Origin of the sequence: Pseudoduganella ginsengisoli (assembly GCF_009720865.1) — a bacterium.
GTDB lineage: Bacteria > Pseudomonadota > Gammaproteobacteria > Burkholderiales > Burkholderiaceae_D > Rugamonas > Rugamonas ginsengisoli.
In genome coordinates this window covers 11,346-23,778 of sequence record NZ_WNLA01000024.1, presented here as the reverse complement: position 1 = coordinate 23,778, position 12,433 = coordinate 11,346, and the positions used below count along the sequence as shown (strand labels likewise).

6 protein-coding genes are annotated in these 12,433 nt (G+C 62.4%); 4 read left to right on the top strand and 2 right to left on the bottom strand.

Features of this window, described 5'->3' with window-relative positions:
- Positions 1-4 precede the first annotated feature (4 nt).
- A complete protein-coding gene (locus GM668_RS25300; protein ID WP_170305826.1) occupies positions 5-3,880 on the top strand; it encodes a peptidase domain-containing ABC transporter in 3,876 nt (1,291 codons plus the stop codon).
- 5 nt (positions 3,881-3,885) lie between these two features.
- Entirely contained in the window at positions 3,886-5,247 is a 1,362-nt protein-coding gene (locus GM668_RS25295) for an HlyD family type I secretion periplasmic adaptor subunit (protein WP_170305825.1), read from the top strand.
- 256 nt (positions 5,248-5,503) lie between these two features.
- On the opposite strand, the gene GM668_RS25290 is transcribed toward GM668_RS25295, so the two are convergent.
- A complete protein-coding gene (locus GM668_RS25290; protein WP_155441753.1) occupies positions 5,504-5,983 on the bottom strand; it encodes a hypothetical protein in 480 nt (159 codons plus the stop codon).
- A 410-nt stretch (positions 5,984-6,393) separates the two neighbouring features.
- Positions 6,394-8,328 carry a YadA family autotransporter adhesin gene (locus GM668_RS25285; protein WP_155441752.1) on the bottom strand — a complete coding sequence of 645 codons (1,935 nt, stop codon included), beginning with the start codon at positions 8,326-8,328 and terminating at the stop codon, positions 6,394-6,396.
- A 277-nt stretch (positions 8,329-8,605) separates the two neighbouring features.
- Between GM668_RS25285 and GM668_RS31350 the strand changes: the two genes are divergently transcribed.
- Together GM668_RS31350 and GM668_RS25260 are read left to right on the top strand one after the other, a co-directional pair.
- Entirely contained in the window at positions 8,606-10,738 is a 2,133-nt protein-coding gene (locus GM668_RS31350; RefSeq protein WP_229499900.1) for a hypothetical protein, read from the top strand.
- Positions 10,739-10,753: 15 nt separating this feature from the next.
- Positions 10,754-12,298, top strand: a complete 1,545-nt coding sequence (locus GM668_RS25260) for a GlcNAc-transferase family protein (protein ID WP_155441747.1) — start codon at positions 10,754-10,756, stop codon at positions 12,296-12,298.
- The last annotated feature ends 135 nt before the right edge of the window (positions 12,299-12,433 follow it).

The following is a 12,433-nucleotide window of genomic DNA, read 5'->3' as shown; positions in this document are numbered from 1 at the left end:
TCTCGTGAGTGACATAAATAACTCTTCATTGCTGCACAGGTTCCTGCGTGATAATCCGCTGGGACAGGTGCTGAATTCGCCGGACTTGCGGCGCGTGACGCCGGGGCTGGCGGTGTCGGCGCTGTTATCGAATTTGCTGGCGCTGGCGCTGCCGCTGGCGATTTTGCAAATCATGGACCGCGTGGTCGGCAACCAGTCGCTGGAAACGCTGGCCTTCCTGGTGGGCGGCATTGTGGTGGCGCTGGTGCTGGAAGAAGTACTGCGCGCCATCAGTTCCGTCGTCACGGGCTGGCTGGGCATCCGCTATGAACACCAGTCCGGCATGGCGGCGCTGGGCCGCCTGTTGCGCGTGCCGATGCGGCGCTACCGGGGCGAAGAAGCGGGCACGTACGCGGAACGCATTCTGGCCAGCGCCAAGGTCGCCGAGTTTTATTCCGGCCAGGCTTTGCTGGTGGTCTTCGACTTGCCGTTCGTTGTGCTGTTCATGGCCATCATTATTGCCATCGGCGGCTGGGTGGGCCTGGTGCCGATTGCACTGTTGACGGCGTTCGTCGCACTGAGCCTGCGCTTCGGCAAGCGCTTGAGCGACCAGATCGAACAGCGGCAGGTATTGGATGACCGCCGCAGCAGCTTCCTGGCCGAAGTGCTGTCGAATATCCATACGGTGAAAACACAGGCGATGGAATTGCTGATGCTGCGCCGCTATGAGCGTTTGCAGGAAGCGAATGCCCGCATCGGCGAACAGCTGACGGACAGCAGCGCCCGCGCCAACGATTTGGGCGTGCTGTTTTCGCAGGTGATGGTAGTGGCTGTGATTTCAGCCGGTTCCACGGCCGTGATCCTGGGCCAGATGACGCCGGGCAGCCTGGCGGCCGTCATGATGCTGTCGGTGCGGGCGCTGCAGCCGCTGCGCCGCAGCCTGACCGTGTGGCTGCGCTACCAGTCGTTCGTGTCGGCCCAGCAGCGCCTGCACGACATCATGGCCATGCCGGCCGAAGAGAGCGCCGGATTGCCGCCGCTGCAGCCGGTCCGCGAAAGCATCGAGCTGCACGATATTTCGCTGAACCACGGCGCGCAGCACCCGTTATTTGCGCATTTGTCGCTGACGATACCTGCCGGCCGGTGCGTCGCCATCCAGGGCGACAGCGGCAGCGGCAAAACCAGCCTGCTGTCGCTGATTAACGGTTTAGAGCGTCCCGACCAGGGCCAGGTGCTGCTGGACGGCGTACCGGTCAGCGGCTGTGCGCCGGATTCCATTCACCAGCACATTGCCTTCCTGCCGCAAGCGGGCAAGATCATGGCGGGCACCATCCTGGAAAACCTGACCATGTTTGACCACCGCCTGAACCACGCGGCGCTGGCCGTGGCGCGGGAAATGGGGCTGGACCGCATGGTGGCCGGCATGAAGGCGGGCTATGAGACGCCGCTGGGCGAGGGCGGCGGCGAAATCCTCCCGGAAGGCGTGCGCCAGATGATTGCCATTGCCCGTGCGCTGGTGCATGGACCCAGCGTGATCCTGTTTGACGAAGCCAATATTGCGCTGGACATGGAAGGCGACAAGCGCTTGCGCGATTACCTGGCCCGCGCCAAAGGCAAGTGCACCATCGTCATGGTTACGCACCGCCCATCGATGCTGTCGCTGGCCGACCAGGTATATGCGCTGACGGACGGCCATTTGCGTGAAGGCGCATTGCGCGAAAAAGACAAGCCTGCCGAGCAGGAAGCGCCGCAGCCAGTTGCGCCTGAGCGTCCGCAAGGCATCAGCGACGCCTATGAAATGGCTGCCCGCTATTATCCGAACCCGACCGACCTGGCGCGCTGCCTGGCGCCATTGCTGGAAGCGCTGGAATGGCAGGGACAGCCGCAGCACCTGGTCGACGCCATGCCGCACCTGGCGCAAGAGCTGGATTTATCCGGCTTATGCAGCGTGCTGGCCAATCTGGGTTTTTTCCCGCGCCATTTCAATACATCGCTGGCAACGCTGGATGAACGCTTGCTGCCTTGCCTGTTCCTGCCGCACGATGGCCCGGCCATGGTGGTGCTGGGCCGCCGCGCGGACGGCGCGCTGCGCGTATTCGATGGCGGCAGCGGCAGGGAAGCTGCACTGGAAGAGAGTGTGCTGGGCCAGCTGGGCGAAGCATATCTGTTCCAGCCCGATGAGCGCATAGGTCTGAGGTCGGCGCGCAATACGAATACCGGTACATGGTTTGGTGCGCTGGTGTGGCGCCTGCGCAAGCATCTGGGCATGATCCTGGGCTTGACGGTGCTGTCGACCGGCCTGGCGCTGATGCCGCCTTTGTTCGTCAAGGCGGTGTTCGATACGGTGATCCCCAGCGGCGATATCCGGCTGGGGATGTTCCTTGCGCTGGGTGTCTTGCTGGTCGTGGGGCTGGACTGGCTGTTGCGGGGCTTGAAGAACCGCATCCTCGCTTATGTGGGCGGCCGCACCGAATATGTGCTGGGTACGGGGGTCTTTGAACGGGTGATCTGCCTGCCTGCCACGGCGACCGATGGCGCCACCAGTGCGCGCCAGCTGGAACGTATCAAGAACCTGGAAAGCCTGCGCGATTTCTTCCTCGGCCCGATGGTGCTGATTGCGTTTGAATTGCCTGCCAGCCTGGTCATGCTGCTGGCGCTGGCCTTTGTCAACGCGTGGGTATTGCTGGTGGTGCTGACGGCGGTGGCGCTGTATGCGGCGCTGTGGTTCGGCACGCGCCAGTGGAACCAGAATTCGATGGCGCGCGCGTCGCAGCTGGGCGGCGCCCGCAGTGAATTCATCAACGAAGTGCTGTCCAACATGCGCTTGATCCGCAGCGCGGGCGTGGCACAAACGTGGCTGAAGCGGTTCCAGGAAGTCAGCGGCAAGGCCGTACTGGCATCGTTCCAGGACCAGCAATTGCGGATCCGGATGTCTGGCGCCGCGCAAATCCTCGGCATGTGCACAGGGCTGTTTTCAATGGCGGCCTCGGCATACCTGGCTATCTCCGGAAACCTGACGGGCGGCGCCATGGTGGCCACGATGATGATCGTGTGGCGCCTCACGGGCCCGATCCAGAACGTGTTCCTGGCCGTCAGTTCGCTGGTGCGCACCCGCACCAATATCCGCCAGATTGAAAACCTGATGCGGCTGCCAACGGAGCGCGAAAGCGGCATCAAGCCTGTGGTGCGGCCAGCCGTGGCGGGCGAGCTGGCGTTTTCGCGCGTGTCGTTCCGGTACGCGAACGATGCGGATCCGGCGTTGCTGGGCTTGAACTTCTCTGTCGAGCCGGGGCAGATGGTGGTGATTGCGGGGCCCAATGGTTCCGGCAAGTCCACGCTGCTGAAACTGATAGTGCGCGTGTATTCGCCGCAGGCCGGGTCGATCCGCCTGGACCAGGTGGATATCCGCCAGATCGCTGCGGCGGAACTGCGCAGCGGCATCAGCTACATGCCGCAGAACTGTGAAATCTTCCACGGCACCATCGAACAAAACCTCAAGCTGGTGCACCCGGTGGCCACTGATGAAGAAGTGCGCTGGGCTGTTGATATGGCGGGTTTGTCGGCCGATATCGCGGCCATGCCGGAAGGGTTCCAGACGCGTATTTCCAACAGCCGCCTGGAGCAGTTGCCTTATGGCTTCCGCCAGCGCCTGCTGCTGGCGCGCGCCATGCTGAAGCCTGCTTCCGTGGTGCTGCTCGATGAACCGGGTACTGGTATGGACGAAGCAGGTGAACAGGCGCTGATCCGTTGCATCACGTGGCTGAAGGGACGCACCACGCTGCTGGTGGTGTCGCACCGGCCGGGGCATATGCGGATGGCGGACCGGGTGATCTATATGAAAGATGGCGCGGTGGCGGCAATGGGGCCGTATGAAGCCATCAAGAACAATATGGCAGGGTAATGAGCATGAAGAAATTTGCACAACGAGTATTGTTCGGGGCCGAGGGGCAGACTGGCATGGGCAGCCGCAAGCGCCGCCTGCTGTCAGAGGCCGCGCGGGTGGAGGAAGAACTGGTGCCGGCTTTTGTGCGGCCGCTGCTGGTCATGGTGACCATCGTGGTGGTGCTGTTCTTCATGTGGGCTGCCGTGACGCAGATTACCGAAGTGGCGCGGGCGCCGGGCGAGGTGGCGCCGGCCGGCCAGGTCAAGGTGGTGCAGCACATCGATGGCGGCGCTGTGGCGGAAATCGCGGTGGAAGAAAAAGCGCTGGTGCAGCAGGGACAAGTGCTGGTGCGGCTCGATGGTTCGCAAGCGCTGGCGGATTTGCGGCAGACGGCGGCGCGCATGATGGTGCTGAAGCTGCGCTTGGAGCGCCTGAGCGCTTTCGTGGAAAACCGCAAGCCGAAATTCGAGGAATTGGCGCCGGACCATCCGGAACTGGTCGCCCACCAGCAGCAGATTTACCAGACCCAGTTATCCAGCCGTGATTCGGCGCTGGCCATTATTGACCACCAGATCAGCCAGCGCACCGACCGCCTGCAGCAAACGCAAAAGGCGCTGGCGACGGCGCTGGAACACCAGGGATTGACAGGCGAACTGACGAACATGCGGGAAGACCTGGCCAGCCGCAAGCTGGTGAACCGTTCCGTGCTGCTGGAAACGCGCCGCGCCAAAGTCAGCGCGGATGGCGAAGTGGCGCGGCTGTCGGGGGATGCCAAGGTGTCGGAGCAGGAGCTGGCGGAAAGCCGCAGCCGCCGCGTCGATACGCTCAATGTGCTGCGCCGCGATGCGCTGGCTGAAATCGGCAACGTCAGTGCCGAGCTGGCGGAAGTGACCGAATTGCTGGCCCGTTTGCAGGCCAAGGTGGACCGGCTCGTTGTGCGTGCGCCGGTGCGCGGCTACGTGCAGGATATGAAAGTGCAAACAGTGGGGCAGGTGGTGCAGCCCGGCGGCTTGATCATGCAAATCGTGCCGGATGCGGTGCCGCTGGAAGCCGTGGTGCGGATTGCGCCCAAGGATATCGGTTACGTCAAAGTGGGGCAGACCGTCAATTTGCGTGTCAGCAGCTTTGACTATGCACGGTTTGGTTTTGCTGAAGGGAAACTAAAGCGCATTACGGCAACCAGCGTCGTCGGTGAAGACGGCCGGCCTTACTTCCGTGGCTGGGTGGATTTGCCGCAACCGTATGTTGGACACAACAGGGACCGCTATATGTTGCAGCCAGGTATGGGAGTGGAAGCGGAAATCCTGACGGGGGAGAAAACCGTGCTGGCTTACCTGTCCAAGCCCTTGTTGGAAATGTTCTCACGGTCGTTCCGGGAGCGTTAATTTCCGTATGGAATTATTTTTCCTGATAAAAAGTTAATTTTATAGAGGGCACTATAACCTCTGGCCGTCTGGATAGTTGAATAGCGGAAAGCTACACTGCAAATAGGCAAAATTCGCCAAATTCGCAAAAAATCGCTAGGAAACTGTCATGGCTGACGAGAATCAAACTCCGGAGCAACCTCAAGAGAGCGCTGCGCCGGTTAATCACGAAGCGGCATTGTTCGATGACTTGACTGTCTTAAGCCGTGGCGAAGGATTAGGCGATACCACCCGCACCGATAATTTGGGTTCGGCGCCTGAGCGGGTGGATAACACTGGCAATGAAAACGTCCAGGCGGATGTGCGCGGCAATGATACGCGCGACCGAAATGCGCAGGATGATGGTACTGCGTCCGCCCAGGGGCTGGGTGTCAATGCTGGTGATAATGGCAATGGCGGGGTGCCTCCGGCAATCGACAATGGCAGCACGGGTGGACAGGCGGGCGTGCCGTTTGTCGATCAGGTGGTGCCTGCGGCACAAATCGACCTTCCGGCAGATACGGGGGCGGCAGGCGGCGCGAATGGCGCTGCGGATGTGAATTTGACGCCGCCGGCGGGCGGCGTTGGTAATGATGGCGGCGGTAGTCCTGTTGCGGGCGTGACGCCGCAGGGGAATACAGCGTCGAATCCTGTTACGGATGTGAATACTGCAACGGCCCCCAGCGATGCGGGGACCGATGCGCCTGCCGTGACGCAAGCGCCAACGGCAACGCCTGCGCCAACGGAGGCGGCGGTGACGGAGACGCCGGCACCGGCAGCAACCACTGCTGCTCCTGCGGATACAGGAGCGCCAACTGATACGGCCGCGCCGACTGTCACGCCAGATCCAACCGCGACCCAGGCGCCAACGCAAGCACCGACTACGGCGCCGACTGATACGGCTGCGCCAACGGAAACTGCAGCACCAACGGAAACCGCAGCACCCACTGAAACTGCAGCACCCACCGAAACCGCCGCGCCAACTGATACGCCTGCGCCGACGGTTACGGCTACGCCAGCTCCAACGGAAGCACCGACTGCGGCGCCTACCCAAGCGCCGACTACTGCGCCAACTGCCGCGCCAACGGTAGCACCTGCCGAAACGCCAGCGCCGACGGAGGCAGCAACTCAGGCCCCAGCGCAGACGCAGCCGCCCGCGACCGAGACTGCAGCCCCAACCGATACGACCGCACCTTCGTCGACGGAGCCAGCCACGACTGAGCCAGTAACCACGGAGCCTTCGACAACTGAACCGGCCACGACTGAACCCGCTACCACCGCGCCATCGACTACGGAACCGGCCACGACTGAACCCGCTACCACCGCGCCATCGACTACGGAACCGGCTACGACTGAGCCAGCAACCACCGAGCCTTCGACGACGGAACCGGCCACGACTGAACCAGCCACCACGGAACCTTCGACCACGGAACCGGCTACGACTGAGCCAGCCACTACTGAGCCATCGACGACGGAGCCAGCTACGACTGAGCCAGCGACCACGGAACCTTCGACGACGGAACCGGCCACGACTGAGCCAGCAACCACCGAGCCATCGACAACGGAACCGGCCACGACTGAGCCAGCAACCACCGAGCCTTCGACCACGGAACCGGCCACGACTGAGCCAGCGACCACCGAGCCTTCGACGACCGAACCGGCTACGACTGAGCCAGCGACCACCGAGCCTTCGACGACCGAACCGGCTACGACTGAGCCAGCCACCACTGAGCCTTCGACGACGGAACCGGCTACGACTGAGCCAGCGACCACCGAACCTTCGACAACGGAACCGGCCACGACTGAGCCAGCGACCACCGAGCCTTCGACGACGGAACCGGCCACGACTGAGCCTGTCACCACTGAGCCAGCGACCACGGAACCTTCGACGACGGAACCAGCCACGACTGAACCAGCCACCACCGAGCCATCGACGACGGAACCAGCCACGACTGAGCCAGCCACCACGGAACCTTCGCCAACGGAACCGGCTACGACTGAACCAGCAACCACCGAGCCGTCGACGACAGAACCGGCTACGACTGAGCCAGCGACGACGGAACCTTCGACAACGGAACCTGCTACGACTGAACCAGCCACCACTGAGCCTTCGACGACGGAACCGGCCACGACTGAGCCAGCGACCACGGAACCTTCGACGACGGAACCGGCCACGACTGAGCCAGCAACCACCGAGCCATCGACAACTGAACCGGCCACGACTGAGCCAGCCACCACGGAGCCTTCGACAACGGAACCGGCTACGACTGAGCCAGCAACCACCGAGCCATCGACGACGGAGCCGGCCACGACTGAACCCGCCACCACTGAGCCATCGACAACGGAACCGGCCACGACTGAGCCAGCGACCACCGAGCCTTCGACGACCGAACCGGCTACGACTGAGCCAGCAACCACCGAACCTTCGACGACGGAACCGGCCACGACTGAACCAGCAACCACTGAGCCATCGACGACGGAACCAGCCACGACTGAGCCAGCGACCACCGAACCTTCGACAACGGAACCGGCCACGACTGAGCCAGCCACCACGGAGCCTTCGACGACGGAGCCGGCCACGTCTGAGCCAGCCACCACCGAGCCATCGACGACGGAGCCGGCCACGACTGAACCAGCCACCACCGAGCCATCGACGACGGAACCAGCCACGACTGAGCCAGCCACCACCGAGCCATCGACGACGGAGCCGGCCACGACTGAACCAGCCACCACCGAGCCATCGACGACGGAACCAGCCACGACTGAGCCAGCCACCACTGCGCCTTCGACAACGGCACCGGCCACGACTGAGCCAGCTACCACTGAGCCTTCGACAACGGCACCGGCTACGACTGAGCCTTCCGACGATGAACCGGCGATTACGATTGAGCCGGCACCGACCGCACCTGCTCCGACTTCGCCTGCCACAACTGGGCCAGCGACGACGGAACCGGCTACGACTTCGCCCGCCACAACTGAGCCTGCTACGACTGCACCTGCAACCACTGCACCAGCAACGACCGAACCAACCCCGACGCCGTCGCCAACCAGCGGCTCCGGCAATAGCGGCGGTTCTCATGGCAACAATGGCTTCGGCAACGGTGATCAGAACGCACCAGGCAATTCTGGAGGGCATAACAATGCCGAGAATGCTGGTGGCGGCACGACAACGCCTGCACCAACGCCGACGCCTTCACCAACCAGCGCCCCTGGTAACAACGGCAATGGCAACGGCTCGAATGCCAACAATGGCCACGGCAATGGCGACCAAACGGCTCCTGGCAACTCTGGCAGCAACAACAATGCCGAGAATGCCGGTGGCGGCACTACTGCACCAACCGTGACGCCAGCGCCGACCACGACGCCTGCGCCAACCAATGCATCTGGCAACAATGGCAACGGCTCGAACGCCAATAATGGCCATGGCAATGGCGATCAGACAGCGCCAGGCAATTCCGGCAGCAATAACAATGCCGAAAATGCCGGCGGCGGCACCACTGCGCCGACTGTAACGCCAGCACCAACGACGACGTCTACACCGACCGCGACGCCAGCACCAACCAGCGCGTCTGGCAACAATGGGCACGGTTCAAATGCCAATAATGGCCATGGCAATGGCGATCAGACAGCGCCAGGCAATTCCGGCAGCAATAACAATGCCGAAAATGCCGGCGGCGGCACCACTGCGCCGACTGTAACGCCAGCACCAACGGCGACGTCCGCACCGACCACGACGCCTGCACCAACCAGCGCGTCTGGCAACAATGGGCACGGCTCAAATGCCAATAACGGCTACGGCAATGGCGATCAGAGCGCGCCAGGCAATTCTGGCAGCAACAATAACGCCGAAAATGCCGGCGGCGGTACCACTGCGCCGACTGTAACGCCAGCGCCAACGGCGACGTCTGCACCGACCACGACGCCTGCACCAACCAGTGCGTCTGGCAACAATGGACACGGTTCAAATGCCAATAATGGCTACGGCAATGGCGACCAGACTGCTCCAGGCAATTCCGGCAGCAATAACAACGCCGAAAATGCCGGTGGCGGCACCTCCGCACCGACTGTAACGCCAGCACCAACGACGACATCAGCGCCGACTACGGCGCCTGCGCCAACGAGTGCATCGGGCAGCAACGGTAATGGCAATGGCAACGGTTCTCAAGCCAACAATGGCCACGGCAATGGCGACCAAACGGCCCCAGGTAACTCGGGTAGTAATAACGATGATGAAAATGCAGTAACCATTGCTCCGGCGCCGACCGCGACGCCTGCACCGACCGTGACATCCGCACCGGCCACCACGCCAGCGCCAACCAGCGCTTCTGGCAATAACGGCAACGGTAATGGCAACGGTAATGGCAACGGTAATGGCAAAGGCAAAGGTAACAGCGCCGACGTAACGACGACGCCAGTGCCTACGCAGACGGCTGCACCAACGCAAGCACCTACCCAGGCGCCGACGCAGGCTCCAACCCAGGCTCCAACCCAGGCACCCACGGCCGCCCCAACGCCTGAACCGACGCACGCTTCGACCCAGGCGCCAACCTCGGCGCCGACGGAAGCTCCAACGCATGCGCCAACCGAAGCACCGACCCACGCGCCAGTGCACACGGATCTGCCGACCGTCGCTCCAACGGAAGCGCCGACCCACGCGCCGACGGAAGCGCCGACTGCCGCCCCGACGCAGGCGCCAACCACGGCGCCAACCACCGGTAATAACGGCAATGGCAACGGCCAGGGCTCCCAAGCCAACAACGGCCACGGCAATGGTGACCAGACTGCACCAGGCAATTCCGGCAACCATAACAATGCGGAAAATGCCGTCACCACGGCGCCGGCGCCGACCGCCGCCCCGACTGTGGCGCCAACAGTAGCACCGACCATTGCACCTGCTTCGACGCCAGCACCGACCACGACGCCTGCGCCGACGTCAACCCCGGCACCAACCACCGCTTCCGGCAATAACGGGAATGGCAACGGCAACGGCAATGGCCACGGCAAAACCAAAGCCGGCGGCGCAGCGCCAGTGGCTGAACAGACGAGTTCTTCGACGGTCACCGACGATAGCAGTGGCCATCACGCCAGCACGACCAGCAGTCCGGATGCGTCGCACATTAAGGGCCTGTCGATTGACGGCACCCATACGGACAGCTTAAGCTCGCACGACAGCAGCGCTTCCCTGACGACCCACGACAGCATGCAGCATGATGCGTCGGCCGATATGTTCCACTTCGGCGATGTGCAGGCCGGTGCGGGGACGGGCGGTGCTGCCAGCGGCAACTGGGCTGACGTCATTGAGATGGACTTCAACCACGAACATGGCGCAGTGCAGGGCGGTGCGTGGACAGAGGAAATCGATGGACAGAAGATCGTCGATGGCCACCATGTGCAGCCCGACGATCATCATTCGACGACGCACTCGGACATCAACCAGGCGCACACAGACCATATCGACAAACTGCAGTGGTAATTTAAAGAGGCCGATTTGCACCCAACGATTTTTGTCTCCATCGCCAGTTACCGGGATCCCGACTGCCAGAACACGGTGCGGGATCTGTTTGAAAAGGCGACGTATCCGGAGCGGGTGTTTATCGGCATCTGCTGGCAGTTCGTGCCAAAGGATGATGACGACTGCTTCGTGCTGGAGACTCGGCCCGAACAGGTGCGCGTCATCCGCGTCCATGCATCGGAAAGCAAAGGCGCTTGCTGGGCGCGCAACAAGGTGCAATCGCTGTGGCAGGGCGAAGATTACTTCATGCAGGTCGACAGCCATATGCGCTTTGTGCAGGGCTGGGACGAACTGCTGATCGGGATGCTGGCGCAGTGCGACAGCCCCAAGCCCGTGCTGTCCACCTATCCGCTGACCTTCACGCCGCCCGACACCTACGGCGATGAAGGCGTCGTCACGATTTACCCCAAATGCTTCGACGACTTCGGTGTGCTCGTGCAGCGCTCGGAAATGGCCAGCATGAAGGATGCGCCGCCGAAGCCAAGGAAGAATGCCTTCATCGGCGCGGGCCTGATTTTCGCGGCAGGCAATATCGTCAAGGAAGTGCCGTACGATCCCTACGTGTATTTCGAAGGCGAGGAAATCACCATGGCCGTACGTATGTGGACCAGCGGCTGGGATATCTTCGTGCCGAACGCCGTAGTGGCGTTTCATGACTATGGCCAGCGCCCGGAGCGCCCGCGCCACTGGAAAGACCAGACAGACTGGGACAAACTGAACCTGCATGCGCGCAAACGCATCCGCTACCTGTGCGGCATCGACAAGACCCGCGATGATGACCTGGTCGAGATCGAGCGCTACGGCCTGGGTACGGCCCGTTCGTTGGCGGAATATGAAGCCTTTTCGGGACTGGATTTCGGCGTCCGTACCTACCGCGGCGCGATCCTGCTGCGACCCGAACTGGCGGCCGACCAGCCCACGCAATGCACGGCGCGCAAAGACATGTTCGTGCGCATTTGGCGCGACAATTTCTGGAATTGCGAAGAAACCCGTTCCGGCTCGGGCTCCGCGCTGTCCGCCACTGTTGGATTGCGTAAATGGCTGCCTGGCACGCTGAACTTCCTCGGCGTGGACATCCTTGCCGATGCCGGTTGCGGCGACATGAACTGGATCCGCGAGCTGACGGGCGCGCTGCGTTTATACCTGGGCTACGATATCGTGCCCGAGCTGGTGGCCGACTTGCGGGAGCGGATGAAAGACCAGTCCAACTGCCTGTTCTCGGAAACCGATATCGTGACGGCGACGTTGCCCCGCAGCGATGCCATACTATGCCGCGACGTGTTGACGCACTTGCCGCTGGATGCCGTCATGATGGCATTGAAGCGCTTCCGTCAAAGCGGTGCGCGCTACCTGATCACGACTTCGCATACGCTGGGCCGCAATGCCGCGATCCGCAACGGCGGCTGGCAAGCGCTGGATTTAACGGCCGCGCCATTCAATCTGCCGCCGCCACGTTTGACGTTCCGCGAAGGCGGGACCAAGCACACTGCCGTGTGGGCTTGCAGCGATTTGCCTGAGTAGCCCTGTTGTAAAAAATGCTTGCTATTCGCGGACACATTCGATAATGTGTCCGTCCTCTTTGGGTATTTCCCATTAACCAGTGCTGACCAGGAAAGGAGTTCAACCATGATTTTCGCACGCCAAAAAACTTCCTCG